Genomic DNA, 26,637 nt, shown 5'->3' with positions numbered 1-26,637 from the left:
TTTCTCGTATAAATCGTAAATTTGTAGGGATTAAAGGATTGATGATGAGTGGAATGGTGAAAACAGGTGTAATCAGGGCGACAAAAGGGAAGGTGATTTTAGCACTTACCCTGGCTTGTTTTGCACTTTTTATGGCCTGGGCAGTCAGCAGGGTCGCTTTTAAAGAGATGCTGGATACGGTAGAAAACATTACCTCGCCAAATGAACGCCTGCGCATTGTTAACGAACTTTCCAGAAATATAGCCCGTTTAGACCAGAGTCAAAAAAACCTGGTCTTTAACGAGGACCGTAAATACAATTCATTTTTTAAGGAATCGCTGCAGTTGCGTAAGGACCTGGATACCCTGGGTATGCTTTACAGTGCCGATACGGTGCAATTAAAACGTATTGCTTCGATTAAAAAGCTGCTGCGGGTGCGCGATAAACAGTTTGTGGATTATTTAAAAGTAAGGGAGCGGCTGGTGAACGACCGTTCTTTTTCGCAACAGCTGAAAAGTTTCAACAACATGGTGGATAAAACCACTGCCGCTGCAGATAGTACCGTGGTCACTTCTGAACGCCGCACCACCACCACCACCGTAGTGCCGTCTGATGAAAAACCCAGAAGTTTGCTGAGCAAGATATTTGGCAGTGGAAAAAAGAAAGCGGAAGAGGACATGGCTGCTTCGTTCCGCATTACTAATGAAGAGAATGTAACCCGTGATACCATTGCCTTATCTACCGATGGCAAAATTGTGAAAGGGGTGGAGAAATCGCTTAGGGCCATGCAACGCGCACAACAGCAAAAGAGCCGGATTTTTATTGCCCGGGAAGCAGTTTTAGCGCAGGCTAATAATGTGCTGACCACCCAGATGCTGGATATTTTGAAGAAAGTGGAACGCGAAGCGGTATATGAAATTGAGCAAAGTAGTATACAGGCGAAGAAAGTAGTGAACACGGGCATTAAACAGATGACCATTATTATGGTGGTGTTTTTCCTGCTCATGGTGCTCCTGCTCTTTTTAATCCTCACCGACATTACCCGCAGTAACCGCTACCGCAAGGAGCTGGAGGAAGCCACCGAACAGGCGGAATACCATGGCAAGGCGAAACAGCGTTTCCTGGCCAATATGAGCCATGAAATCCGTACGCCTTTGCAATCTATTATTGGCTACGCTGAAATTATCCGAAACCAGGATCATCCGGATCCTAAGGACATTAACGCAATATATGACTCCTCGGAACACCTGCTCCAGATTGTAAACGAAATTCTTGATTATAACCGCCTGATTTCTGGCAAATTTACGTTTACCAACCAGGTATTTAATGTCCGCCAGCTGTTGGAGGAAGTAGTGAAAATTGTAACCCCACAAGCGGAACGGAAATCGCTGCGTTTGAAAACCAGCTTCGAGCTGGACCATGTGGATTACCTGCAGGGGGATCCTTTTCGCCTGAAACAGATCTTGTTTAACTTATTGAGCAATGCCATTAAATTTACCTTGCAAGGGGAAGTGGAATTGTCTGCTTTCTTTAAGCGGCAGGGGGATAACCTCCATTTTACGTTTCGCGTAAAGGATACAGGCATCGGCTTAACGGAAGAGGAAAGTACGCAGATTTTTAATGAGTTTGAACAGGCTGATGCGCCTGAACAAAGTGAAGTGAACCAAACGGGTGCTGGTTTAGGTTTAACGATTGTAAAGGCACTGGTGGAGAACCAGGGTGGCCGTATATATGTGAAAAGTAAAAAAGGCCAGGGCAGTAACTTTACCTTTTTCCTCACCTTTAAAATTGCAGAAACACCAGCACTGTTGTTAAGTGAAAAACGGGTGACCTTGCCTTATCAACAGCATGCGGTATGGGTAGTAGATGACGACCAGCTGATCCTTGATCTTTGCAGCCTGATATTCCGTAAAAATGGGGTGACCTATACCTGTTTTAATTCGCCTCAGGACATGCTGGATGCGCCTTTAGATCCTGCCGTAAAGGTGGTGTTAATGGATATCCGTATGCCAAAAATGTCGGGCATGGAATTGTGTAAGGCCATGCGGTTAAGGGTAGCTGCGGATGTTAAAATATTTGCCATGACTGCACAGGTGATGCCGGAAGAGCGGGAACAGGTGTTGGCCAGTGGTTTTGATGGCATGGTAGGTAAGCCTTTCCGGGAACAGGAGTTGCTGGAGATTTTTGAGGGTGTTGAAGGTGGGGAGGTACTTGAACCTTTGTTGCCGGAAGAAGAGGTATGGTTTGACCCGAGTTACTTGGAGAAGATGACATTTGGCGATCAGGAGCAGTATGACCGCATCCTGAACCGCTTTAACATTGATTGCCAGAACGACCAGCAGGAGTTACTGGAGAACCTGGATAAAGGTAATTATGACCATGTGTCTTTATTGCTACACCGTTTAGCGGGACGTTTAGCCCAAATGGGTAGTCGCGACCTGGCCAGTTCCTTCCGGTTAATGGAAATAGAAGTGGATGCAAGTTTAGCTATTGCCGAAGAGGATGAACTGGATGATCTGCAAAAAACACGTATTGTGGCTTTGTGTAACCAGCTCCAACGCCTGACTTACTCGATTTCGTAACGTTCCATTTTACTGTATAGGGTCTTCCGGTCGATATTAAGCAACTTCGCCGCACGCGACTTGTTGTACTTCACTTTAACCAGCGTTTCCATAATCAGCGCTTTTTCGTTCACTTCATTGATGGCTTTCAGGTCGGAACCATGGTTTTTGTTGCCCTGGTTTACCGCAAGGATCATTTCATCGGGCAAGGAGCTCACTTCAGCGGTGTCGGTAGGACTTAACAACACCATACGTTTGATCACGTTACGCAGCTCGCGAAGGTTTCCTGGCCAATCGTATTTTTTTAACAAGGCTTTCGCCGCAGGTGCGATATACTGTACGTTGCGGTCCAGCTGCTGGTTGCTGAGGTCGACGAAATGTTTAATGAACAGATCGATGTCTTCGCCGCGGTCGCGCAAGGCTGGTAATTGTATTTTGAATTCGTTTAAACGGTGGTAAAGGTCTTCCCGAAAGGTGCCTTTGCTGACGCTATGTAATAGATCGTCATTGGTGGCGGCAATTAAGCGCACATCCACAGGGATGTTCTTCGTACTACCCAATGGCTGGATCACCCTTTCCTGTAATGCACGCAACAGTTTTACCTGCACTTCATAACTTAGGTTTCCCACTTCATCTAAAAACAGGGTTCCGCCGTCTGCGGCTTCAAACTGTCCTTTTTTATCGTTTAAGGCTCCGGTAAAGGCGCCTTTGGCATGGCCAAACAGTTCACTTGCCGCCAGGTCTTTCGACAAGGCACCACAATCAATAGCCACAAAAGGGTTGTTTTTTCTTTTACTTTGCAGGTGTAATGTACGTGCTGCATATTCCTTACCGGTACCACTTTCGCCCTGGATCACTACAGACATGTCTGTAGGGGCCACCAGGCTGATGTGATCATATAATTTATCAGCGGTATCACTTGTGCCTTTGATGGTGTCGGCATGTTGTTGCGGGTTTTTCGGACTTTCAACTTTGGGTTTGCTCAAGGCATTTTCAATCAGCATCAACAGCTCATCGGGGTTAACCGGTTTGGTGATGTAGTCAAAGGCACCCAATTGAATGGATTTAACAGCGGTACGCACATCGTTAAAGCTGGTCATGATGATCAAAGGAACTGTAGCACCTTGTTCGCGAACCTGGGCTAATACATCCAGTCCGGTACCATCCGGCAAACGATAATCAACTAATAACAGATCGTAACGTTCCTGTAAAAGTAATTTTAAACTTTTCTTTACATCATGTACTGCAGTGACCTGGTGTTGATGTTTTTGGAGAAAGCCTTCTAATATCTGGGAGAACGTTAAATCGTCTTCAATGATCAGTATTTTTGCCATAGGTTATTTTTCGTATCCCTACAAAAATACAAAAGCCGGAACGATATCCGGCTTTTGTGGTGTATTTATTAAAATTATTATGGGGTCTATTGAACGACAACTCCGTCTTTACCAATGTTTAAGGATCCAGTTTCTTCACCTTTTTTAACATCAATTTGGTAGTATTCTGATTTGTTAGCCAATACGACTAAGTGAGCAGTAGTTGGAACCCATTCTTTATAAGCGTCAGTCTGTAATGTAGCTTTCACTGCATCAGGTAACTCTTCAACTTTAACAGGTGTTTTTGTAGTACTGTCTTGAACTAAGGTAGTTATAGGAGCGTTTACTTCGTTTGCTTGTACTGAAGCTATTCCTGCGAAAGCTAAAAATGCTGCTGATAAAATGATCTTTTTCATAACTATTTAATTTTAATGATTAATATTCTTGTTTTATGCTAAGTAGTGTTACATAATGGTGCCAGGAATATTAAAATGCTTAAATAGCTGATGGAGAGAAGATAATGCGTATGCCAGTTTTTTTGAGGTGTGGAAAAGCTCCACACCTTGTGGTTTTAGGAGGCGATACTCGATGTGGTGCGGCCAATGGCAATGGATTTTGCCGCCAAAATGATGGCTGCAGTATCAAATCCGCAGATTGACCATAGTTCTGCCTGTTCGCCATGTTCGATAAATTCGTCAGGGATCCCTAAGCGGATGACCGTAGCCTGATAGCCGTTATCGGCCATGAATTCCAGGATGGCTGATCCCATTCCGCCAGGTAAACAACCGTCTTCAACGGTGATTACTTTTTTGTAACGCTTGAACACTTCATGTAAGAGTTCTTCATCCAGTGGTTTCACAAAACGCATATCGTAATGTGCAGGGTGTATGCCTTCGCTGTTTAATTCTTTACAGGCAGCTACGGCAAAATTACCTACATGACCGATGGTCAGGATGGCCACGTCTTCGCCCTCGCATACTTTACGGCCTTTACCTATTTTAATTTCTTTTAGTGGACGTTTCCAATCGGATAACACACCTGAACCTCTCGGGTAACGGATAGAAAAAGGTCCCTGGTCTTTTAACTGTGCAGTATACATCAGGTTACGTAACTCTTCTTCATTCATTGGCGCCGAAACCGTCATGTTTGGAATGCAGCGCATAAAGGCAATGTCGTAAGCGCCATGGTGGGTAGCACCATCTGCACCGGCTAAACCGCCCCTGTCTAAACAAAACACCACATTGAGGTTTTGGATGGCCACATCATGGATGACCTGGTCAAAGGCCCTCTGCATAAAACTAGAATAGATATTACAGAAAGGAACGAGGCCCTGTGAAGCGAGTCCGGCAGAAAAAGTAACGGCATGTTGCTCTGCAATACCCACATCAAATGCCCGTGTAGGCATGGCTTTCATCATGATGTTCATGGAGGAGCCGGAAGGCATGGCTGGCGTAATACCGACAATATTAAGGTTAGCTTCTGCCAGTTCAACAATGGTATGACCGAACACATCCTGGTACTTTGGAGGCTGCGGTTTATCGTTCGTGCTTTTTTTGATTTCGCCGGTAATCTTATCGAATAAACCGGGTGCATGCCATTTGGTCTGGTCCTTTTCTGCCAGGGCAAAGCCCTTTCCTTTAACAGTAACGCAGTGTAATAATTTAGGCCCAGGAATAGCACTCAGGTCTTTTATAATAGAAGCCAGGTTTTTAACATCATGCCCGTCTACCGGACCGAAATACCTGAAGTTAAGGGCTTCGAATAAATTGCTTTGTTTAAGTAAGGTGCCTTTAATGCTCTTTTCAATCTTCTTCACAAACTTATGGGCATTTGGTCCCAGTTCAGAAAGTTTGATTAAAGCATTGGATACATCGTCGCGAAAGCGGTTATAAGATTTTGAAGTGGTAATGCTGGTCAGGTATTCTTTTAAAGCACCAACATTAGGATCGATCGACATACAGTTGTCGTTCAAAATCACCAACAGGTTGGAGTTCTCAATGCCTGCATGGTTCAACCCTTCAAAGGCCAAACCTGCCGTCATTGCGCCGTCGCCAATAACAGCAACATGCTGGCGGTCGGTTTCTCCTTTATAATGCGAAGCCACCGCCATCCCTAATGCAGCGGATATGGAGGTAGAGGAGTGCCCTACACCAAAGGTGTCGTACTCACTTTCACTTATTTTTGGGAAACCACTGATGCCATGAAGGATACGGTTGGTATGGAAAACGGATTTCCGCCCGGTTAAAATTTTGTGTCCGTAGGCCTGGTGTCCAACATCCCATACCAATTTATCGTAAGGGGTGTTCAGTGCGTAATGTAAGGCTACGGTGAGCTCTACTACGCCCAGACTTGCGCCGAAATGACCTCCATTAACACTAACCACATCAATGATATACTGACGAAGTTCCTGGCAGATTTGCTCCAGGTCTTCTTCCTTATATTGCTTAAGGTCAGCGGGATAGTTGATGTTAGGTAGTAATGGACGCTTATTGTCTTCCATAAGGTTATAATCGAATTTACAAAGTAAGGGATTTTGTTTAATATTATTAGAATAATTTGCCCCACAGGGATAACAATCGCGGAATAAGATTGTTAGAAAGAATATTTTAGCTATTTTTACGTCTTGGGAACAAATCGGGTGGAACCTGATGGGCCAAACAGGATGATTATAAAAACATTTAAATGAAACGTGATACCTTAATTTTTGATCTGATTGGAAAGGAATTAGATCGCCAGGAAAATGGCTTGGAATTGATTGCCTCTGAAAACTTTGTGAGTAAACAGGTAATGGAAGCTGCAGGCTCGGTTTTAACAAACAAATATGCTGAAGGCCTGCCAGGCAAACGTTACTATGGCGGTTGTGAAGTGGTTGATCAGGTTGAAGATATAGCAATTGCACGTGCAAAGGAACTTTTTGGTGCCGCATGGGTAAATGTGCAACCTCACTCTGGTGCACAGGCTAACGCTGCGGTGTTATTGGGTGTACTTCAGGCGGGCGACAAGATTTTAGGTTTCGACCTGGCGCATGGCGGCCACTTAACGCATGGTTCTCCGGTAAATTTCTCTGGAAAATTATACCAGCCGTTTTTTTACGGTGTAAAAAAGGAAGATGGCCTGATTGACTATGCTAAACTGGAAGAAGTAGCTTTAGCGGAACGTCCGAAATTAATTATCTGTGGTGCTTCTGCTTATTCGAGAGAATGGGATTACGCTTTTATCCGCAGTGTTGCTGATAAAATTGGTGCATTAGTGTTGGCTGATATTTCTCACCCTGCAGGGATGATTGCCCGTGGTTTATTAAATGATCCACTTCCTCATTGTCATATTGTAACCACAACTACCCATAAAACTTTACGTGGCCCTCGTGGTGGAATGATCATGATGGGTAAGGATTTTGAAAACCCATTTGGTTTGAAAACGCCTAAAGGAGAAACCAGAATGATGTCGTCTGTTTTAGACATGGCTGTTTTTCCAGGTACACAGGGTGGTCCTTTAGAACATATCATTGCAGCTAAAGCCATTGCTTTTGGTGAAGCGTTAAGCGATGAATATTTCGAATACATTAAACAAGTGAAAGAAAATGCACAGGCCATGGCTGCCGCTTTTGTAGCGAAAGGTTATGGGATTATTTCGGGAGGTACCGATAATCACCTGATGTTAATCGATCTTCGCAATAAAAACATTACGGGTAAAGCTGCAGAAAACGCCTTAGGCGAAGCAGACATCACCGTAAATAAAAATATGGTTCCTTTTGATGATAAATCACCTTTTGTAACGTCGGGAATCCGTGTTGGTACTGCTGCCATTACAAGCCGTGGTTTTAAGGAAGCCGACATGTCATTAATTGTTGACCTGATTGATCAGGTGTTAACAAATCCTGACGACGAAAGCAATCTTGCTGCGGTTAAGAAACAAGTGTTAGCTTTGGCTGCACAGTTTCCGCTCTATAAATAATACCCCATATAAATCTCCAAAGGTTGCCAAATATATTACTTATCAGGATAGAACACCATGAATCAGTTTGATAACCTATGCAAACTAGCCGCCTTGATATGTAATGCGCCAAGAGCTATCCTAGTTATAAAAACCGACGATCAGTTGGCATTAATGGCATCCTTTGGAGTTGCTAAACAAGAAGTTGAACCTAATTTAGACTTTGGCTTGTCCATAGTGGCAATGGAGGGTGATGGTTGTTTGGAAGTGTCCGACACTTTAATTGACGATCGCTTTAAAAATCATCGTTACGTGGTAGAGGAGCCTTTTCTACGTAGTTATTTTGGTGTTCCCCTCCTGGATGAACACGGGGCTAAAATTGGTGCCATCTGTGTATCTGATGTGGTTACAAAATCTTTGAATGAAGACCAAAAACAAGCTTTGGATATTCTGGCCCATGAAGTGATTACCCATGTTTCTTTAAGAAGACGTGAAAAGGAATTGGAGCTCCATATTACCGAAAATAAACGCGTTGAAAATAAACTGACTAATTTATCTTTTGTAGCCAGTAAGGTGAATAACGCCATTGTGATTAATGATGCCGATAATAACCATGTGACCTGGGTGAATGAGGCTTTTGAAAAGATTACTGGTTTTACGCTAGAGGATTTAAAAGGCAGAAGATTAGGCGATTTAATTTCCGGGCCCAAAACAGATGTGGACCTCATTGAGCACGCCAGGGAACTCAATAAAAACAATGAAAGTTTTACGCTTGACTTATTAGCCTACAGAAAGGATAAAAAGCCTATCTGGCTGTCGATTTACAATACGCTGATCTTTGATGAAGATGGCAAGCCGACGGCAGAAGTGGAAATTATCATCGATATTACCGATAAGAAAATAGCCGAGGCGGAAATGATGGAAGCCAAAGAACAGGCTTTACAGTTGAGTGAAGCCAAAGAAATGTTTTTATCGGTGATGAGCCATGAAATCAGAACCCCCCTGAATGCCATACTCGGCATGACGCATTTATTGCTGGAAAACGACCCTAAAGAGAGCCAGCTGGATGACTTGAATATCCTTAAATTTTCTGGCGAGAACCTGCTGCACATTGTAAACGATATCCTTGATTTTACTAAAATAGAAACCGGTAACCTGCAATTGGAATCCATTCCTTTCAATTTGCATAACCTGATTAACGATATCCTGAATTCTTTACAACTGAGTGTATCGAAAAAGAAAAATGTACTGAAGCTGATTTATGATCAGGACATTCCGGAAAGGATTTTGGGGGATAAAACGAGACTGTACCAGGTGCTGATGAACTTATTGGGTAATGCCATAAAGTTTACGGAAAAGGGGGAGATAACCCTGCTGGTGAAAATGCTGTCGGATGGTGAGCATGAAGTAGTCTTGTATTTTGAAGTGCGGGATACGGGCATTGGAATTGCCTGGGAGAAACAGAAATATGTGTTTGAGCCTTTTACCCAGGAGAAAGCAGATATTTCGAGAAAGTACGGCGGTACAGGTTTAGGCTTGGCCATTACTAAAAAGTTATTACAAATATTTGGTTCTGAGATTATGCTGAGCAGTACTGAAGGCCAGGGATCTATCTTCTCCTTCCACATTGCTTTTGATAAAATTCCGGTGATTAACCCGACTTCTGTTCTGGAGGATGCATTACCTTTTGTTTTTAAGGGCAAAAGGATTTTAGTGGTCGACGATAATGAGATTAACGTATTAATTGCTAAACGTATTTTAGGTAAGTGGGGACTGACCGTTGAAGTTGCGGGCAGTGGCATGGAAGCCCTGGATAAAGTGAAAAACGGGATCTACGACCTGGTTTTCATGGATGTGAAAATGCCTGATATGGATGGTTTTGAAGCCACTAACCTGATTCGTAAAATGGAGGGGGACTACTTTAAAACTTTGCCGATTATTGCCTTAACTGCTTCTTCGTTAAGCGATGAATTTACCCGTTATAAAGAGAGTGGCATGAATGGTCACTTAATGAAGCCACTGAATCCTGCGGCTTTCAAGCAGTTGTTGCTTGATTTCTTTGTGGACTAAGGTCCATTTCCAACTATTTCTTGTTATAAAATCTGGAATTTTGTGTTAAGCTATGGGCTGCAAAAAAGCCTGTAAAAGAAGAAAGAGCCGACACTTCCTAGGAAATGCCGACTCTTAAATTAACGCTCTCCTAACAAAGAAACATAAATATTTTGATTTAGCCTAATTTATTTAAAAAATGTTGCGAAGCCTGTGAGGGATATGAGGTCTTAACAGGATAAGGGCTTATTGTTCAGTGATTAGTGTGTGCAACTGTTGCACAACTTTTTTTTCGAAAGCCAAAATAGGACGTATTGTTTATAGGTGCACGATGTGGGATTACTAATATGGTTAAATGATGAAGTGTTGTTTATAGGTGTACGATGTGGTATTACTTATAGGGTTGCACTATAAGGTATAGGCAGCAGCCGCTATACTGATTTTTAAAGGTTGGTACATTTGAATAGCCTGGGCACATGCTTCGAGCGTAGCGCCGGTAGTGATGACATCGTCTATTAATAATACGTGTTTGTTCAGGATGGCTTCAGGGTGTTTAACGATAAAGGCCTGTTGGAGGTTTTCATACCGGTTGTAACGGTTTTTTTTGGTCTGTGTGGCGGTAGAAATATTCCTCCATAATATTTTGTTGTTCATGGGCACTTTTAATACTTCGGCAATGCCCCTGGCGATATAATCACTTTGGTTATAGCCTCTTTTTCTTTCCCTTTTGGGATGCAGGGGCACGGGCAATAATACGTCTATACCGGAATAGGTGTCGCTTTGCAATAACCTGAGCCCAATGGCCCTGCCTAAAAATAAGCCAATTTCTGGCTGGTCTTTGTATTTGAGTTGATGAATGAGGTTTTGCGTACGGCCGCCCTTGGTAAAGTAGAGCAGCGCCATGGCAGCATGTAAGGGTACCCGACCCCAGAATTGTTTTGCTAAGGGGTTATCTGCGTACTGGTGGAAATCTGTATAGGGCAGGTCAAAGGAACAGGGGGTGCAAATTTCTTTTTCGCCTTGTTTAAGTAATTTGTGGCAAGACGGACATAGTCTGGGATACAGTAAATTAAAAAAGTCTGTTAAAGGGTTATTCAAGAATAGCTGCATGAGCTAACTTAGCTCTTTTACAGCTAATTGTCCACATGCGGCGTCAATATCTTTTCCACGACTTCTTCTGATATTCGTGTTGATGCCCTGGCTTTTCAGGTAATTGGAGAACGCATCGATTTTATCACCTTCTGCGTTTACGAAATCAGCAAACTGTATCGGGTTGTACTCAATCAGGTTCACTTTGCAGGGAACATGTTTACAGAATTTGGCCAGGTCTTTTGCATCTTCAATTTCATCGTTGAAGTTGTTAAAGACAATGTATTCGTAAGTAACCGGATTTTTTGTTTTGGAGAAATAGTATTTAAGGGCTTCTGCCAGGGCAGCCAGGCTGTTATGCTCTGTAATGGGCATAATCTCATGCCTTTTGATGTCATTAGCCGCGTGTAAGGAAAGGGCAAGGTTAAACTTCACCCCATCATCGCCTAGTTTTTTGATCATTTTGGCAATACCGGCAGTGGAAACGGTAATCCGTTTAGAGGCCATGTTTAAACCATCGGGTGCCGTAATCCTTTCGATAGATTTTAACACATTAGCATAGTTAAGCAGGGGTTCGCCCATGCCCATGTACACAATATTGGTTAAGGGTACATTGTAGTTTTTCTTGGCCTGCTGGTCAATGAGGACCACCTGGTCATAGATTTCATCGGCATTAAGGTTGCGCTTGCGATCCATATAACCTGTTGCACAGAATTTACAGGTTAAACTGCAACCTACTTGTGAACTTACACAGGCGGTCATGCGATCGGCAAGGGGAATTAATACGCCTTCTACAATGTTACCATCGTATAACCTGAAGGCGTTTTTAATCGTATGGTCGTTACTGAATTGTGAACTGTTTACTTCGACAACGTTGATGGCGAAATGCTCATCCAACTTCTGACGCAGGTCTTTGCTGAGGTTACTCATCTCGGCAAAGGTACGGGCAGATTTTTCCCACAGCCATTGATAAACCTGCTTAGCACGGTAAGAAGGTTCGTTTATAGAACTAAAGTGCTGCTGTAATTGTGTTAAATCAAGCGCACGTATGTCTGTTTTTTTGGTAGTTGCCATCTGGCTGCAAAGTTACCAAAATTAAATAAGTATTTTTATAATGGCTTTGTAATCAAAATTATCGTTGTTTCCGGCTTCCGCTTTTGCCTGGAGCACCTGGTTTTCCGTTAGACGGTCTAACCGGTCTTTTTGCCGGACCATTGGTTTTATGCCAGTCGCCACTTGCTGCTGCGGCACTTCTGCCAGCACTTGCTCCTGGTTTTGGTTTTGCTGCCCTGCCTGAACTTGCTTTAGCGGCTGCAGCTGCTCTTCCTTTGGATCCTTTAACAAAGGTTCTTTTCGGGGCATCCTTGCCTAGGATTTCATCTAATGCGGGTTTGTCAGTTTTTGCTTTTTTAACCACGCGGCGAGGTTCCACGCTTTTTTCGTTGCTGGATTTCGCTACCAGTTTATTGATGCCGTCCATTTCTTCCGGTGTCAATTCTCTGAACTCGCCTAAAGGCAAACCTTTTACACTGATGTTCATGATCCTGGTGCGTTCCAGTTTGGTCACTTCATAACCAAAGTATTCACACATTCTTCTGATCTGTCTGTTAAGGCCTTGAATTAAGATGATTTTAAAAATTAACGGGGTTTCTTTTACCACCTTGCATTTTTTGGTCATCACACCTAATACAGGAACGCCTTTCGACATGCCTTCCAGGAAACCATCAGTAATGGGTTTATTTACGGTAACGACGTATTCTTTTTCGTGTGCATTGCCTGCACGTAAGATTTTATTAACCAGGTCGCCGTTATTGGTCATGAAAATCAGACCCTGCGAATCTTTGTCTAAACGGCCAATAGGGAATACCCTTTCGCTGTAATTGACATAATCAACAATATTGCTTTTTACACCTGCTTCTGTGGTGCTGGTAATGCCTACGGGTTTATTAAAGGCAAGCAGAATGGAGTTTTCTGCTTCTTTTGGTTCAATGGTTTGGCCATTGACCACCACGACATCACCAAAGATTACTTTATCGCCAATTTTGGCCTTTCTACCATTGATGAATACATTACCCTGCTCAACATACCTATCAGCAGCTCTTCTTGAGCACAAACCGCTTTCACTAATGTATTTATTTAATCTTGTATTGGTATCAGACATGGGATAATTTTAATATTGAAATTCTTTTTGCAAAGAAAAGCAATTTAAACCCTAATTTATTAAATATTTTTATACAGGTGCTCCAGGGTAGCTGACCTTGCCTCATCCTATGTTTAGCTGATCATTGGTATTTAGGTTATTTTGTGCCTACATCATTTTCTGGGAATGTGTTAACTTGCACCCATGTTACATTACCTTTCTGCATCTTATATTTATCCGGTAAGTTCAGCGCCTTTGAAAAATGGGGTTATCGCCATGGAAAGTGACGGAACCATACAGGCGTTAATGACAGCGGAAGAAGCTAAACACTTAAGTGCAGCGGAGGTAACACATTATGAGGGCTGCCTGATTCCAGGTTTGATCAATACCCATTGTCACCTGGAACTTTCTCGCCTATTTCAACGGATACCTCAACATACCGGGCTGCAAGCTTTTGTGCAGCAGGTCATCAAATTCAGGGCTACGCCTGATGCTGAGGTGATGCAAGCCATGCAATTGGCGGATAAACAAATGTATGAAAACGGTATTGTGGCCGTAGGTGACATTTCTAATGTGGTGATTTCTAAATCGGTAAAAGTTGATAGTAAAGTCTACTACCACACATTTATAGAAGTCCTGGGTTTTAATCCAGCGCAGGCGGAAAGTGTGATGCAAGCTGCCCTCCAATTAAAAGAGGCTTTTGCGCCGCTAAAAGCATCGGTGGTTCCACATGCACCTTATTCGGTATCGCCTGCTTTATTTGCTGAAATTAAAAAGTATAGTGAAACGACAGATAACCTGATTACGATGCATAACCAGGAAACCTTTGATGAGAACCTGTTTTTTGAGGAAAAACAAGGGGCTTTTTTAAAATTATATGAGTTTTTAGGACTGGATATAGCTTTCTTTAAAGCATCGGGCAAAACTTCGCTTCAAACGGTTTTACCACAATTGCCGGACGGAAAGGTATTGTTGGTTCACAACACACTCACAAACGAAGCGGATATTGCCTTTGCAAAAGCAGTGAATAATAATTTATTTTGGTGCCTGTGTGCGAATGCTAATTTATATATTGAAAATAGGTTGCCTGATGTGAGTTTATTGAAGGAGGCTGGTTTGAAAATTACCCTGGGTACGGATAGTCTGGCGAGTAACCACCAGTTAAGTATTTTAGCGGAGATGAAGACCCTGCAGGAAAGTCAGCGAGACGCCGGAGGGGCGCTTTCCTTTGAAGAACTCTTGCCATGGGCAACTATAAACGGGGCCGAGTTTTTGGGTATTGCTGAGCAATTTGGTTCATTAGCGCCAGGCAAAAAACCGGGGATTAATTTAGTACAACAAATGAATGGTGGTCAGTTAACTTCTGCGACGACCATTAAAAGATTAATATAATATGGGAAACCGCATTACCGATTTATTTAACATCAGATTTCCCATTATACAGGCTGGCATGGTTTGGTGCAGTGGCTGGCGCTTAGCTTCAGCAGTTTCCAATGCCGGAGGTTTAGGCATCATCGGTGCTGGATCGATGTATCCGGAGGTTTTGCGCGATCATATCCGCAAGTGTAAAGCCGCAACAGACAAACCCTTTGGGGTAAATGTGCCACTGATGTATCCCCAGGTAAAAGAAATTATGGATATCCTGGTGGAAGAGGGAGTGAAAATTGTGTTTACTTCTGCTGGCAACCCAGCTACCTGGACGAGCTTTTTAAAGGAACACCAGATGACGGTGGTGCATGTGATTGCGAACACTAAATTTGCGTTAAAAGCAGAGGCCAGTGGTGTAGATGCCGTGGTAGCCGAAGGTTTTGAAGCTGGTGGGCATAATGGGCGTGAAGAAACGACTACCCTGTGTTTAATTCCATTAATTAAAAAAGCAGTGCAGATTCCGGTGATTGCTGCCGGTGGTATTGGTAGTGGAGCAGCCATGCTTGCGGTAATGGCTTTAGGTGCCGAAGGGGTGCAGGTTGGATCCGCTTTTGCAGTGGCCGAGGAGTCTTCTGCGCATCAGCATTTTAAGGAAAAGATTCTGCAAGCGCAGGAAGGGGATACGCAGTTAAGGATGAAATCGCTGGTTCCGGTACGTTTACTAAGTAATCCTTTTGCAGCTGCGGTGGCAAAGGCCGAAGCGGAAGGTGCAGGCAAGGAGCAATTGCTGGAATTACTTGGTCGGGCAAGGGCAAAAGCAGGCATGTTTGAAGGCGATCTGGAAGAAGGGGAGCTGGAAATAGGGCAGGTGTCGGCAAGTTTGACTAAAATTGCATCCGCTAAAGAAATTCTGGAGCAAATGTGGCAGGATTTTTTAGCGGAAAAGGAGAGGATTCAGCAATTAAAGTTTTAAACTCGATGAATCCATGATCAGCTAACATATATCAAATTTTAACAAGCTGATCATAGCTTCATTTCAAATGAAAAACAATAGATAATTAATGAATCCATTGTCAGCTAACATATATCAAATTTTAAACAAGCTGATGATAGCTTCATCACAAATAAAGAACAATAAGTCAACTCGATGAAACATATCAATATAATAATTACAGGAAAAGTACAGGGTGTTTCGTTTCGTGCGGTCACTAAAATGGTTGCCGATCAAATGGGTGTTCGGGGAATGATCCGTAATGAGAAAGATGGCAGCGTGTATGCCGAAGCCGAAGGTGATGATGTATTGCTGGAAGTGTTTTTAGAATGGTGCCACGATGGACCGGATCGCGCGATTGTAGAAAAGGTGGAAGTGACCCCGGGTGAAATGAAAAACTATGGTAATTTTGAAATTATAAAAAATAAATAATCATAATATAACATGAGGGTTCCACGTGTCGGTCATTAAAAAGTTCCTCGGTCAGACAGCCGTTTACGGCATCACCACGGTCTTCTCCAGGCTGTTTAATTTTATTCTTACCCCAATTTATACCTCGGTTTATGCCACGGCAACCTATGGTATATTTACTACGTTATACAGTTATGCAGCCATGACCAATGCCGTATTGGCTTTTGGTATGGAAAGTACTTTCTTTAGGTACCTGAATAAACACGAGGATAAAAAGCAGGAGGTTTACAACAATAGTTTTCTGTGTATCGCCTTTATTGCCACCCTATTTCTGTTGACAGGTTTTGTGTTTGCCGAAACTATTGCTGGTTGGATTTATACAGGTTTACACAACAAGATGCTCGATTACCAGCATTACGTGCGGATTTTTGTGGCCATGTTATTTGTGGATGCCATATGTGTAATCCCTTTTGCGAAACTGCGTGCGGATGCTAAACCTTTACGGTATAGTGTAATTAAATTTGTGAACATCGGGACCTTCGTTGGCCTCAACTTGTTTTTCATTTTCGTTGTCCCTTTCCTGATCAAAAATCACTGGCCTTTGGCAGATTGGTTTGCTTCCTGGTACCGTTTTCATTGGGTTGGTTATGTATTTGTAGCCAATTTAGTGGCCAGTGTGGTCACCATGTTAATGCTTTTTCCACAATTTTTGGAGTTGCAACTGAAGTTTGACAAGGAGCTTTTTGGGAAGATGTTTTCTTACAGCTGGCCGATCCTGATTGCGAACCTTTCTTTTATTGTTAACGAAAATCTCGATAAACTTGCCCTTGGTAAACTCTTGCCCGCTGCTATTGCCGATGCCCAGGTTGGGATTTATGGTGCCGTTGCTAAGCTTGCCATTTTCATGAGTATTTTTATCACAGCCTTTCGTTTAGGTGCTGAGCCTTTTATATTCAGTTATGCGAAAAACCTGAACGCAAAAAAAGCCTATGCGGTTATTCTTCACTATTTTGTGATTGCCCTCACCTTGTTGTTTGTGTTTTTAGTGGCCAACATTGAGCTGTTGAAATATTTTATCAGGCGCGACGATTATTGGGTGGGTTTACCTGCTGTTCCTTTTTTACTAGCGGGATACATGTGCCTGGGTATTTACATGAACTTATCGATATGGTACCGCTTATCTGACCAAACCCGATTTGGCTTGTATATTTCCGTTGCTGGTGCGGTGATTACCATTGTGTTAAACTTTGTATTGATCCCTAAGTATAGTTATATGGGATCGGCATGGGTTTCTATGCTTACTTATTTTGTGATGATGGTGATATCCTATGTATTGGGTCAGAAGTATTATCCCATTCCTTATAACTTCCAGCGGATCGTATTGTATATGGTATTATCAACAGTGTTAGTGGGACTGAGTTTCTGGGTTTTCGACCGTAATATCTATATTGGGAATGCATTGCTCCTGGCTTTTCTTGGGCTAGTGGTGTATTTAGAAAAAGATGAAGTCAGGTTATTGTTACGTAAAGATCTGAAAAAATAAAAACATATAAACCGTGTTGAAGGTACTTATAGTAGCTTCACAATTTAAAAAACAATAAATTCTACGATGAAACCGTCGAATTACGACAGCTTCATCACCTTTAAATAAAAATAGACACTACGATGAAACCGTCGAAATTACGACAGCTTCATCACCTTTAAATAAAAATAGACACTACGATGAAACCGTCGAATTACGACAGCTTCATCACCTTTAAATAAAAATAGACACTACGATGAAAATTAACATTATTAATCATTCTGAATTCCCTTTACCACAATACGAAACCGCACATGCAGCCGGTATGGACCTGCGTGCTTACATAGGAAATGAAATTAAAATTAAACCTTTACAGCGCATATTGATTCCAACAGGTTTACACATCGAACTTCCTATTGGTTATGAAGCACAGATTCGTCCACGCAGTGGCCTGGCTTATAAACATGGAATTAGCATTGTAAATGCACCTGGAACGATCGATGCAGATTACCGCGGAGAGATAAAAGTATTGTTGATTAACTTGTCAGATACAGATTTTGTGGTGAATAATGGTGACCGCATTGCACAAATGGTGATTGCGAAACATGAAACCATTACCTGGGAAAGTGTGGAAGAGTTAAGTGATACCGCACGTGGCGAAGGTGGTTACGGCCATACGGGCAAATAACATACAAATGAAGAAGCGATCATCAGTTTTTGATCGCTTTAGGAGGATAAACTATAAATGTCAATGAATAGGAAGTACCTGAAAAGTATAGTGATGATGGGCGCGGTGGTGCTTACTTTAGCAGCTTGTAAAAGTCGCAAACTGGTGGAAGTGCCTCCGGTGGTTAAAAAGGATACCGTCACCATTGTAAAATCTACAACCCTTCAACTGTTAAAAAATAAAACCAGTACTTACCAGACCCTCTCGATGAGGGGGAAGGCTCAGTTGAATATTAATGGCGACGAGAATAATGTTTCTGTTAACATCAGGATGCTGAAAGACAAAAAGATCTGGATGAGCGTGACGGCCATCGCCGGAATAGAAATCGCCAGGGTATTGGTTACACCAGATAGCCTGGTGGTGATCAACCGCCTTCAAGGATTGGTGTTACAGCAACCTTTTCGTTACATCCACCAGTATGCCAACCGGGAAATCAACTTTAGCATGCTGCAGGATATCCTTGCTGGAAATGCAATTAAGGAGTTTATGGTGGAGGATGTGGCGCTGACTTCACAAAATGGAGCCTGGTTATTAAAAGGTCAAAAAAACAGCCTGGGCTTCCAGATCCTCTTTAATACCTTACTCAAGGCATCGCAGACCAATTTGAATGACGTGAGAACAGGCCAGGCGCTCAAAGTTGTTTATGGCAGTTATACAGAAGTGAACCAGGCTTTATACCCAACTGGTATGCAGTTACAATCTTTCTCCGGTCGTAAAAAGATCAACATCGACTTTGATTTTACAAAAATTGAAAGCAATGTTACATTGGATTTTTCGTTTACTGTTCCTAAGAGGTTTCAAGTTATAAACTAAATTTTTTATACTTTTGAATTAAATGAAGCTATACAGATTACTTTTCTTTTTATTCCTGATGACCTTTGCTGTTCAGGGTTTTTCCCAAAACAGTGCACAGTTAAAACGGAAAAAAGAAGCCATCCAGAGAGAGATTGAATTGTTGCAGCGCAACTTGAAAAAAGCTGCCAACGCGAAAAAACTAACGTTAAGTGAGATCAGGGCTTTAAACACCAAGATCGATTTGATGCAAAGTAAGATCACCGTGATCAACTCTGAGATGAAAAATCTGGATAACCAAATTCATGAGAACAGCAACACCGTACGTTCCCTGAAAGAGCAATTGGCGCATTTAAAAAAGGAATATGCGGGCATGATCCGCTTTGCACAGCGTAACAAAAATGCTTACGATAAGATGATGTTTGTTTTTGCGGCACAGGATTTTAATCAGGCTTACAAACGGATTAAATACATGCAGCAATTTGGGCAGTACCGTAAAAAACAAGCCGCCTACATCCAGGGAACGGAGAAAAACTTAAATTATAAAATCGTTATTCTTGATAAAAGTCTGAAAGAAAAAAGTAACCTGCTGAGGGAACAAGAGAACGAAAGAGAAATACTTGGTAAAAATAAAAGCCAGCGTTCGGCAGTACTCAACAAATTTAGTAAACAGGAACGTCAATACAACCAGGATATATCCAAGCGTAAAAAGCAACAACAGGCCATTGACCGCCAGATTCGTCAGGCTATACAGCGCGAAATTGCTTTAGCGAAGAAACGTGAAGAAGAAGCAGCGAGAGCAGCAGCAGCCAAAGCAAAAGCAGAAAATAAACCGGCTCCTGATGCCCCAAAAACCAAAACTACAGCTGGCTATTTAACAGCTACGCCAGAATCGGCAAAGTTATCTGCTGCTTTTGAAAGCAACAGGGGCGGATTACCTTGGCCAGTTGCTCAGGGGTCTATTACAGAAGGTTTTGGAAGACATAAAGAAGGTCAGGCGAGTTACGACAATGCCGGTATTACCATACAAACGGCTGCGGGTGCTACGGTGCGTGCTGTGTTTAACGGAAAAGTATCCAGGGTGATGAACAATTTGGGAACCTATTTCGTGTTGATTAAACATGGGGAGTACTTTACGGTTTATCAGAACCTGACTTCAGTGAGTGTATCTGCTGGTCAGGATGTGAGTACTAAACAATCAATAGGTGTGGTGGCTGACACAGGTGACATCCCTGAATTGCAATTCCAGATATGGAGAGGTGCTGTTGCCCAGAACCCACAAGCGTGGATAGCGAGATAATTTAAAATTTTAATGCATATATTTGTATTAGCAAACTATAATAGAGGTTAAAATGTACACAGGAACATTATTAGAATTCTTAAATATGGGTGGTGGCGAGATCATGCTTATATTAGCTGTGGTGCTGTTGCTGTTCGGCGGTAAAAAATTGCCTGAACTTGCCCGCGGATTAGGAAAAGGAATCAGAGATTTTAAAGATGCCTCGGAAGGGGTGAAACGCGAAATCCACAGGAATATTAATTCCATGGATATTGACGACGAGCTGAAACGTGATGCACAATTTACACCATCACCGGTAGTAACTGAACCTTTAGATCATACAGATCCTGTAGAACATACAGCAGCTGTATCAGAAACAGCACCTGAAGAACACACCGCACCGGTATTGAATACAGATCCTGTTCAACATACAGTACCCCTGCAACCAAAAGCACCGGTGAGTCATCCTGAAGAAGAAATAAAACCAAATCATAACATTTAATATAACAACTATGTTAAACTCAACCATACTAATAGGCTTAGGTGCCCCGGAAATTGCCATCATCTTAGTTATCGTTCTATTGCTTTTTGGCGGTAAGAAAATTCCAGAACTGATGCGTGGATTAGGTAAAGGGGTAAAAGAATTTAAAGACGGTAAAGATGGTACTGATAACGATCTTTATGATCGTGATGGCAACAAAGTAAACAAGCCGCTTTAATTAATCGATATCACCTAAATACTTCCTGTAGTTTTGAAGAAATTTAACTCTTTAAAAGAGATAAGAATACTTATTGATCAAAAAAAGACCAGCATGCCTCAATTGCTGGACTACTATTTTAGTCAGATCACCGCAAATGAAGGGCTTAATGCCTTTAATGAGGTGTTTACGGCATCGGCAAGTCTTCAAGCTGCAGCAGTTCAACAAAAGATCGACCAGGGTACTGCAGGTAAACTTGCAGGCATGGTGATCGGTATTAAAGATAATATCTGTTATAAAGACCACCAGGTAAGCGCTTCGTCGAAGATGCTTGATGGCTTTATTTCTCCTTATTCTGCTACCGTGGTACAAAGGTTACTGGATGAAGATGCCGTGATTATCGGTCGTCTCAACTGTGATGAATTTGCCATGGGTGGCTCCAATGAAACTTCTTATTTTGGTCCGGTTAAAAATGCCGTAGACGAGGAACGTGTAGCCGGTGGCTCATCAGGTGGTTCGGCGGTTGCCGTACAGGCTGATTTATGCCTGGCTGCATTGGGTACGGATACGGGTGGATCGGTACGCCAGCCTGCAGCTTTTTGTGGCTGCATTGGTATGAAACCTACTTATGGACGTATTTCCAGGTATGGGGTAATTGCCTATGCCTCTTCATTCGATCAGGTGGGAACCATTACCTCTTCTGTTACGGATGCCGAAATTTTATTGGAAGTATTGGCCGGTGCCGATGAATACGACAGCACCGTTGCCCAACAGCCTGTACCGCTTTACAGCGAAATGGCAACTTTGGATAAAAAATACAAGATTGCCGTTTTAAAAGAAACTATACACAGTGAAGCATTGGATGGCAGCATTAAGGCTGCGATACAAGATGCGATTTTGAAGTTAAAAGCGCAGGGACATACCGTTACGGAAGTTTCTTTCGATCTGCTGGATTATATGGTCCCTGCCTATTATGTGTTAACAACTGCAGAAGCTTCTTCTAATCTTTCCCGTTATGATGGTGTGCATTATGGGTACCGCAATACACAAGCGGAAAACCTCAATAATTTATACAAACGTTCGCGTGCTGAAGGTTTTGGGGAAGAAGTAAAACGCAGAATTCTGTTAGGTACTTTTGTGTTAAGCGCAGGCTATTATGACGCCTATTATCAAAAAGCACAACGTGTAAGGCGTTTAATCAGGGAAAAAACCGAAAGCCTGCTGCAGGAATACGATGTTATCTTAACGCCGGTTGCCCCTACACCACCTTTTAAAATTGGGGAAAATATTCAGGATCCATTAGTGATGTACATGGCCGACATTTACACAGTTTTAGCTTCTTTGTCTGGAATACCGGCAATTGCCATACCTTTAGGCAATAATGCCGATGGTTTACCGTTAAGTCTACAATTAATGGCCGGACATTTCAAGGAAGAGATATTATTCTCGTTAGCTGATACTTATTTAAAATAATTCTGAATATATTAAATCAAATATGTAACCTTAAATTGAGCGTGAGCTTGAAAAAGCCTATGAAAACAAATGCATGTCTACTCTCATTTTGTATAATAGCTTTAATCAGCTTCAGGGCCACTGCCCAAAAATACGATCCTTTAGTAGTTGTAGACACTGTCATAGTGCCCATGATCGTAGAAAGTCCCACCTTTAACGAATTTAACGGTCTTTATAAAGACAGGCTGGATGCTGTTCAACAGCGTGTTCCATTAAATTACAACGAATCTGTTCATAAATACATAGATATCTACAAGTCCCGCGGTCACCAGTTTGGTAAAATGCTGGGCATGTCGGAATACTACTTTCCTATTTTCGAAAAGGCTTTCAAAGCCTATGATATTCCCGAAGAAATTAAATACCTGTCGATTATTGAATCAAACTTAAACCCTAAAGCTGTTTCCCGCGTAGGGGCAACCGGCATTTGGCAGTTTATGTTTGGCACTGCTAAAGGTTATGGCTTGAATATGGACAACTATGTCGATGAACGCCGGGATCCGGTGGAAGCCAGTTATGCAGCAGCCGCTTATTTCAGGGATGCCTATGAAGGTTTGGGCGACTGGCTATTAGCCATTGCTGCCTATAACTGTGGTCGCGGAAATGTAGAACGTGCCATCACCAAGGCCAACTCCAGAGATTTCTGGGAAATCAGGCCGTTTCTGCCTGCAGAAACAAGAAATTATGTGCCTGCTTTTATTGCCGCCTTGTATTTGATGAAATTCTCGGAAGCGCATGACATCAAACAACAGCCTTCGGCCCTGGCCATTGCGACAGATTCGATACAGGTGAACCGTTATGTGTCTATTCCCACGATAGCCGAAGCCATGAATATGGAGCCGGAGCTTCTATATGCATTGAATCCTTCTTACAAAAAGAATGTGATCAATGGTACAGAAGACCATCCGAAGCGACTGGTGGTGCCGCGTATTACGCTCGACAACTTTGCACGGGTGTATGATGTGTTGTATAACCAGGAAGGTGTCCGTGAATCAAGGGTGATTTTAGCCAGCAATGATGATCGCCGGGTATCGAAGAAAAAAGCGGTAGCTAAAACGCCGGTTAAGTATCATCGGGTGAGTCAGGGGCAGAGCCTCTCTTCTATTGCAGAGAAATACCAGGTGGAAGTACAGGACCTGAAGGTATGGAACAGGCTGAAAACGTCAGTGTTAATGCCCGGACAACGATTAATTGTGTCACAGCAAGCCGCACTCAAGTCTTCCTCCTCATCAAGATCGCCTAAACAATATATATCTTCAAGAGAAAAAAGCAGTGCTTCCAGCCAGTCTGGCAAAATCTAAGCCGTTTTATTTCGAGGCTCATGAAAGAATCGTAACTTTGGGCTTTTACGAAGACATTTCATATGAGTAAGACGAACAAGAAACAAGATGCTTTAGACTACCACTCACAAGGTAGACCCGGAAAAATACAAGTTGTACCTACAAAACCAACGAATTCTCAGAGAGATTTAACATTGGCCTATTCTCCGGGTGTAGCTGAGCCTTGTTTGAAAATCGCAGATAATACCGAAGACGTTTATAAATATACCGCTAAAGGTAACTTGGTTGCAGTAATCAGTAATGGTACTGCCGTGTTAGGATTAGGAAATATTGGTCCTGAAGCTGGTAAACCTGTCATGGAAGGTAAAGGCCTTTTGTTTAAGATTTTTGCTGATATCGACGTATTTGACCTTGAACTGGATACCACCAATGTAGATGATTTCGTAAAGATTGTTAAAGCCCTGGAACCTACTTTCGGCGGTATTAACCTGGAAGACATCAAAGCGCCAGAATGTTTTGAAATTGAGCGTCGCCTGAAAGAGGAGATGAAGATTCCAGTGATGCATGATGACCAACATGGTACGGCTATCATTTCTGCAGCAGCTTTATTAAATGCCTGCGAATTACAGAAAAAGAAATTAGATAAAGTTAAAATTGTAGTAAACGGTGCAGGTGCTGCCGCCATTTCCTGCTCGAGGTTATACGTATCCTTAGGTGCGAAACTGGAAAACATTGTGATGTGCGACAGAACAGGTGTGATCAGGGCTGACCGCCCAGATCTTGGCGACCTGAAAGCGGAATTTGCCACCAGCAGAGATATTAGAACCCTGGGTGATGCCCTGAAAGATAGCGATGTATTTATTGGTCTTTCTTCTGCCGATTGTGTGTCTGCAGAGATGCTAAAGTCGATGGCTAAAAACCCAATTGTTTTTGCCATGGCGAACCCTAATCCGGAAATTGCTTACGATTTAGCCATCAATTCCAGGAAAGATTTGATTATGGCTACCGGCCGTTCAGATTATCCTAACCAGGTGAACAACGTATTAGGTTTCCCTTATATTTTTAGAGGTGCCTTAGATGTGCGGGCAACCAGCATCAACGAGGAAATGAAAATTGCTGCCGTACATGCCATTGCGGAACTGGCTAAAAAATCAGTTCCTGAAGCGGTGATCATGGCTTACAATGAGAAGAACATTAAGTTTGGCAAGGAGTATATTATTCCAAAACCAAATGACTTCAGGTTATTAACCAATGTTTCGATGGCAGTAGCGAAAGCAGCAATTGAATCGGGCGTAGCCAGAAAAATTATTACCGACTGGGATGCTTATTTCGAAGAATTGAAAGGCCGTTTAGGCAAAGATGATTCGATTATGCGTGCCATTACCAATACCGCAAAATCTGACCCTAAGAAAGTAGTATTTGCAGAAGCGGATAACTATAAAATTCTGAAGGCTGCGCAGATTGTAAAAGAAGAGAACATTGCGATTCCAATTCTTTTAGGTAATAAAGCCGTTATTAAACAGATTATTGAAGAAAGTGCTTTAGAACTGGAAGGCGTATTAATTATTGATCCTTTCCAGGAACCTGAACGCATGAAAAAATATGCAGAGTCCTTGTACCAGAAAAAACAAAGGAAGGGCATAACCCTGGTTGATGCAACGAAATTATTGCGCGACCGGAATTACTTTGGTGCTTCTATGGTAGAATTTGGTGAAGCGGATGCGATGATTTCTGGTTTAACTAAAAACTATGCATCGACCATCAAACCTGCTTTACAAATCATTGGAACAGAAGAAGGGGTGAATCGTGTAGCTGGAATGTACATGATGATGACGACAAAAGGTCCGGTTTTCTTTGGTGATACTACTGTAAACGTGGATCCTACCGCTGAAGAACTGGTAGACCTGACTTTATTACTGGAACATTCGGTAAGGAAGTTTAACATTAAACCACGTATCGCTTTGCTGTCCTACTCTAACTTTGGTTCAAACGAAGGTGATGTGCCACAAAAGGTGAGAAAAGCAGTGAACATTCTTCATAAAAATCACCCTGAAATTGTAGTGGATGGCGAAATGCAGGGCAACTTTGCCATGAACAACGAATTGCTGAGAGATAACTTCCCTTTTAGCACCTTAGCTGATGGGCCGGCGAATACGTTGGTATTCCCGAACCTGGAATCTGGTAACATTGCTTACAAGTTGTTGCAGGAATTAGGTGGTGCAGAAGCCGTAGGGCCAGTTTTATTGGGCCTGAAAAAACCAGTCCACATTGTACAATTGGGAAGTTCGGTTCGTGAAATTGTAAACATGGTAACCATTGCCGTGGTAGACGTACAGACCAAAGAAAGTGAAGCGGCTGCTAAAACAACCGGCTTTTTAAAAAGAAAGACTAAAGTATAAAACATGTTTGAATATATTGACGGGAAGTTAACGTTTAAATGCCCCACTTATATCGTTGTTGAAACCGGTGGGATTGGCTATCACCTCAATATATCTTTAAACACGTATAGCCTGCTTGCAGATGCGGAGCGTTGCAAAGTATATACCTGGCTACACATTAAGGAAGATGCGCATACCCTTTACGGCTTTGCCGATGAAGGGGAGCGCAGACTTTTCCTCCACCTGATCTCCGTTTCCGGAATCGGGCCTAATACCGGAAGAATGATGCTTTCTTCCATTACCCCACAAGAAATTCAACAGGCCATTGTTAATGGCGACCTTGCCCTGATTCAGCGCATTAAAGGCATAGGTGCCAAAGGTGCCCAGCGCATTGTGCTGGAACTGCAGGATAAACTGAAAAAAGAAGGTACAGGCTCTTTAATGGCTGCACCATTGAACAATACAGTAAGAGAAGAAGCGCTTTCTGCTTTGATGATGCTCGGTTTTGCCAAACCACCAGCAGAAAAAGCAATAGACAATGCCATTAAAAATGATGGGGTAGATCTGACGGTAGAACAGATGATTAAAATTGCCTTAAAAAACCTATAACTTGTAACC

General features: G+C 42.5%; 22 protein-coding genes. 16 read left to right on the top strand and 6 right to left on the bottom strand.

The window, feature by feature from the left end:
- Positions 1 to 41: 41 nt before the first annotated feature.
- Positions 42 to 2,561, top strand: coding sequence for a hybrid sensor histidine kinase/response regulator (locus tag IWX76_RS15540; protein ID WP_334642059.1), 2,520 nt, complete (start codon positions 42 to 44; stop codon positions 2,559 to 2,561).
- Here the strand turns inward: IWX76_RS15540 and IWX76_RS15535 are convergent.
- The 3 genes from IWX76_RS15535 to dxs form a co-directional block, all read right to left on the bottom strand.
- Positions 2,546 to 3,874, bottom strand: a complete 1,329-nt coding sequence (locus tag IWX76_RS15535; RefSeq protein ID WP_196860943.1) for a sigma-54-dependent transcriptional regulator — start codon at positions 3,872 to 3,874, stop codon at positions 2,546 to 2,548. The genes IWX76_RS15540 and IWX76_RS15535 overlap by 16 nt on opposite strands.
- A gap of 86 nt (positions 3,875 to 3,960) precedes the next feature.
- Positions 3,961 to 4,269, bottom strand: coding sequence for a hypothetical protein (locus IWX76_RS15530; RefSeq protein WP_196860942.1), 309 nt, complete (start codon positions 4,267 to 4,269; stop codon positions 3,961 to 3,963).
- 155 nt (positions 4,270 to 4,424) lie between these two features.
- A complete protein-coding gene (dxs, locus tag IWX76_RS15525) occupies positions 4,425 to 6,353 on the bottom strand; it encodes a 1-deoxy-D-xylulose-5-phosphate synthase (RefSeq protein ID WP_196860941.1) in 1,929 nt (642 codons plus the stop codon).
- A gap of 182 nt (positions 6,354 to 6,535) precedes the next feature.
- Here dxs and glyA point away from each other — a divergent pair, with 182 nt between their 5' ends.
- A complete protein-coding gene (gene glyA / locus IWX76_RS15520) occupies positions 6,536 to 7,807 on the top strand; it encodes a serine hydroxymethyltransferase (protein WP_196860940.1) in 1,272 nt (423 codons plus the stop codon).
- Between the two features lie 57 nt (positions 7,808 to 7,864).
- Positions 7,865 to 9,856, top strand: a complete 1,992-nt coding sequence (locus IWX76_RS15515) for a hybrid sensor histidine kinase/response regulator (protein WP_196860939.1) — start codon at positions 7,865 to 7,867, stop codon at positions 9,854 to 9,856.
- Between the two features lie 387 nt (positions 9,857 to 10,243).
- On the opposite strand, the gene IWX76_RS15510 is transcribed toward IWX76_RS15515, so the two are convergent.
- Genes IWX76_RS15510 through rluF form a run of 3 tightly spaced genes read right to left on the bottom strand, consistent with a single transcriptional unit; the run spans position 10,244 to position 13,085 of the window.
- Complete coding sequence (locus IWX76_RS15510; RefSeq protein WP_196860938.1) at positions 10,244 to 10,945, bottom strand: ComF family protein; 702 nt, start codon at positions 10,943 to 10,945, stop codon at positions 10,244 to 10,246.
- Between the two features lie 3 nt (positions 10,946 to 10,948).
- On the bottom strand, positions 10,949 to 11,998 hold the full coding sequence (rlmN, locus tag IWX76_RS15505; RefSeq protein WP_196860937.1) for a 23S rRNA (adenine(2503)-C(2))-methyltransferase RlmN: 1,050 nt from the start codon (positions 11,996 to 11,998) through the stop codon (positions 10,949 to 10,951).
- A gap of 58 nt (positions 11,999 to 12,056) precedes the next feature.
- Entirely contained in the window at positions 12,057 to 13,085 is a 1,029-nt protein-coding gene (gene rluF / locus IWX76_RS15500) for a 23S rRNA pseudouridine(2604) synthase RluF (protein ID WP_196860936.1), read from the bottom strand.
- A gap of 183 nt (positions 13,086 to 13,268) precedes the next feature.
- Between rluF and IWX76_RS15495 the strand changes: the two genes are divergently transcribed.
- The 13 genes from IWX76_RS15495 to ruvA all read left to right on the top strand — a co-directional run bounded on the left by IWX76_RS15495 (position 13,269) and on the right by ruvA (position 26,628).
- Complete coding sequence (locus IWX76_RS15495) at positions 13,269 to 14,456, top strand: amidohydrolase family protein (RefSeq protein WP_196860935.1); 1,188 nt, start codon at positions 13,269 to 13,271, stop codon at positions 14,454 to 14,456.
- Between the two features lies 1 nt (position 14,457).
- Complete coding sequence (locus IWX76_RS15490) at positions 14,458 to 15,405, top strand: NAD(P)H-dependent flavin oxidoreductase (protein WP_196860934.1); 948 nt, start codon at positions 14,458 to 14,460, stop codon at positions 15,403 to 15,405.
- A 174-nt stretch (positions 15,406 to 15,579) separates the two neighbouring features.
- Entirely contained in the window at positions 15,580 to 15,855 is a 276-nt protein-coding gene (locus IWX76_RS15485; RefSeq protein ID WP_196860933.1) for an acylphosphatase, read from the top strand.
- 25 nt (positions 15,856 to 15,880) lie between these two features.
- Positions 15,881 to 17,377, top strand: coding sequence for an oligosaccharide flippase family protein (locus IWX76_RS15480; RefSeq protein ID WP_196860932.1), 1,497 nt, complete (start codon positions 15,881 to 15,883; stop codon positions 17,375 to 17,377).
- 235 nt (positions 17,378 to 17,612) lie between these two features.
- On the top strand, positions 17,613 to 18,044 hold the full coding sequence (dut, locus tag IWX76_RS15475) for a dUTP diphosphatase (RefSeq protein ID WP_196860931.1): 432 nt from the start codon (positions 17,613 to 17,615) through the stop codon (positions 18,042 to 18,044).
- Positions 18,045 to 18,107: 63 nt separating this feature from the next.
- Positions 18,108 to 18,896 carry a DUF4292 domain-containing protein gene (locus IWX76_RS15470; RefSeq protein ID WP_196860930.1) on the top strand — a complete coding sequence of 263 codons (789 nt, stop codon included), beginning with the start codon at positions 18,108 to 18,110 and terminating at the stop codon, positions 18,894 to 18,896.
- Between the two features lie 22 nt (positions 18,897 to 18,918).
- Entirely contained in the window at positions 18,919 to 20,175 is a 1,257-nt protein-coding gene (locus IWX76_RS15465) for a murein hydrolase activator EnvC family protein (RefSeq protein ID WP_196860929.1), read from the top strand.
- Between the two features lie 52 nt (positions 20,176 to 20,227).
- Positions 20,228 to 20,656: a Sec-independent protein translocase subunit TatA/TatB gene (locus tag IWX76_RS18100; protein WP_334642058.1), complete on the top strand. Its 429-nt coding sequence runs from the start codon at positions 20,228 to 20,230 to the stop codon at positions 20,654 to 20,656.
- A gap of 10 nt (positions 20,657 to 20,666) precedes the next feature.
- Positions 20,667 to 20,873: a Sec-independent protein translocase subunit TatA/TatB gene (locus IWX76_RS15455; RefSeq protein WP_196860928.1), complete on the top strand. Its 207-nt coding sequence runs from the start codon at positions 20,667 to 20,669 to the stop codon at positions 20,871 to 20,873.
- Between the two features lie 33 nt (positions 20,874 to 20,906).
- A complete protein-coding gene (gene gatA / locus IWX76_RS15450; protein WP_196860927.1) occupies positions 20,907 to 22,325 on the top strand; it encodes an Asp-tRNA(Asn)/Glu-tRNA(Gln) amidotransferase subunit GatA in 1,419 nt (472 codons plus the stop codon).
- A 59-nt stretch (positions 22,326 to 22,384) separates the two neighbouring features.
- Complete coding sequence (locus IWX76_RS15445) at positions 22,385 to 23,662, top strand: lytic transglycosylase domain-containing protein (RefSeq protein WP_196860926.1); 1,278 nt, start codon at positions 22,385 to 22,387, stop codon at positions 23,660 to 23,662.
- Positions 23,663 to 23,724: 62 nt separating this feature from the next.
- The gene (locus IWX76_RS15440) at positions 23,725 to 26,040 is read left to right on the top strand and encodes an NADP-dependent malic enzyme (protein ID WP_196860925.1); all 2,316 of its coding nucleotides are present in this window, start codon (positions 23,725 to 23,727) and stop codon (positions 26,038 to 26,040) included.
- 3 nt (positions 26,041 to 26,043) lie between these two features.
- Positions 26,044 to 26,628 carry a Holliday junction branch migration protein RuvA gene (gene ruvA / locus IWX76_RS15435; RefSeq protein WP_196860924.1) on the top strand — a complete coding sequence of 195 codons (585 nt, stop codon included), beginning with the start codon at positions 26,044 to 26,046 and terminating at the stop codon, positions 26,626 to 26,628.
- The last annotated feature ends 9 nt before the right edge of the window (positions 26,629 to 26,637 follow it).

The organism is Pedobacter sp. CAN_A7 (assembly GCF_015752175.1).
Taxonomy (GTDB): domain Bacteria; phylum Bacteroidota; class Bacteroidia; order Sphingobacteriales; family Sphingobacteriaceae; genus Pedobacter.
The sequence above is the reverse complement of the archived record's forward strand: the minus strand, read 5'-3'. Positions and strand labels throughout refer to the sequence as shown.

What these genes read in the sequence shown, in the direction of transcription:
- dut (WP_196860931.1), top strand. Translation starts at nt 17,613, where the DNA reads ATGAAAATTAACATTATTAATCATTCTGAATTCCCTTTACCACAATAC.
- IWX76_RS15445 (WP_196860926.1), top strand. Translation starts at nt 22,385, where the DNA reads ATGAAAACAAATGCATGTCTACTCTCATTTTGTATAATAGCTTTAATC.
- rlmN (WP_196860937.1), bottom strand. Translation starts at nt 11,998, where the DNA reads ATGGCAACTACCAAAAAAACAGACATACGTGCGCTTGATTTAACACAA.
- IWX76_RS15455 (WP_196860928.1), top strand. Translation starts at nt 20,667, where the DNA reads ATGTTAAACTCAACCATACTAATAGGCTTAGGTGCCCCGGAAATTGCC.
- IWX76_RS15440 (WP_196860925.1), top strand. Translation starts at nt 23,725, where the DNA reads ATGAGTAAGACGAACAAGAAACAAGATGCTTTAGACTACCACTCACAA.
- ruvA (WP_196860924.1), top strand. Translation starts at nt 26,044, where the DNA reads ATGTTTGAATATATTGACGGGAAGTTAACGTTTAAATGCCCCACTTAT.
- rluF (WP_196860936.1), bottom strand. Translation starts at nt 13,085, where the DNA reads ATGTCTGATACCAATACAAGATTAAATAAATACATTAGTGAAAGCGGT.
- IWX76_RS15490 (WP_196860934.1), top strand. Translation starts at nt 14,458, where the DNA reads ATGGGAAACCGCATTACCGATTTATTTAACATCAGATTTCCCATTATA.
- IWX76_RS15465 (WP_196860929.1), top strand. Translation starts at nt 18,919, where the DNA reads ATGAAGCTATACAGATTACTTTTCTTTTTATTCCTGATGACCTTTGCT.
- glyA (WP_196860940.1), top strand. Translation starts at nt 6,536, where the DNA reads ATGAAACGTGATACCTTAATTTTTGATCTGATTGGAAAGGAATTAGAT.
- IWX76_RS15540 (WP_334642059.1), top strand. Translation starts at nt 42, where the DNA reads ATGATGAGTGGAATGGTGAAAACAGGTGTAATCAGGGCGACAAAAGGG.
- dxs (WP_196860941.1), bottom strand. Translation starts at nt 6,353, where the DNA reads ATGGAAGACAATAAGCGTCCATTACTACCTAACATCAACTATCCCGCT.
- IWX76_RS15495 (WP_196860935.1), top strand. Translation starts at nt 13,269, where the DNA reads ATGTTACATTACCTTTCTGCATCTTATATTTATCCGGTAAGTTCAGCG.
- IWX76_RS18100 (WP_334642058.1), top strand. Translation starts at nt 20,228, where the DNA reads ATGTACACAGGAACATTATTAGAATTCTTAAATATGGGTGGTGGCGAG.
- IWX76_RS15470 (WP_196860930.1), top strand. Translation starts at nt 18,108, where the DNA reads ATGAATAGGAAGTACCTGAAAAGTATAGTGATGATGGGCGCGGTGGTG.
- IWX76_RS15530 (WP_196860942.1), bottom strand. Translation starts at nt 4,269, where the DNA reads ATGAAAAAGATCATTTTATCAGCAGCATTTTTAGCTTTCGCAGGAATA.
- IWX76_RS15510 (WP_196860938.1), bottom strand. Translation starts at nt 10,945, where the DNA reads ATGCAGCTATTCTTGAATAACCCTTTAACAGACTTTTTTAATTTACTG.
- IWX76_RS15535 (WP_196860943.1), bottom strand. Translation starts at nt 3,874, where the DNA reads ATGGCAAAAATACTGATCATTGAAGACGATTTAACGTTCTCCCAGATA.
- IWX76_RS15515 (WP_196860939.1), top strand. Translation starts at nt 7,865, where the DNA reads ATGAATCAGTTTGATAACCTATGCAAACTAGCCGCCTTGATATGTAAT.
- IWX76_RS15485 (WP_196860933.1), top strand. Translation starts at nt 15,580, where the DNA reads ATGAAACATATCAATATAATAATTACAGGAAAAGTACAGGGTGTTTCG.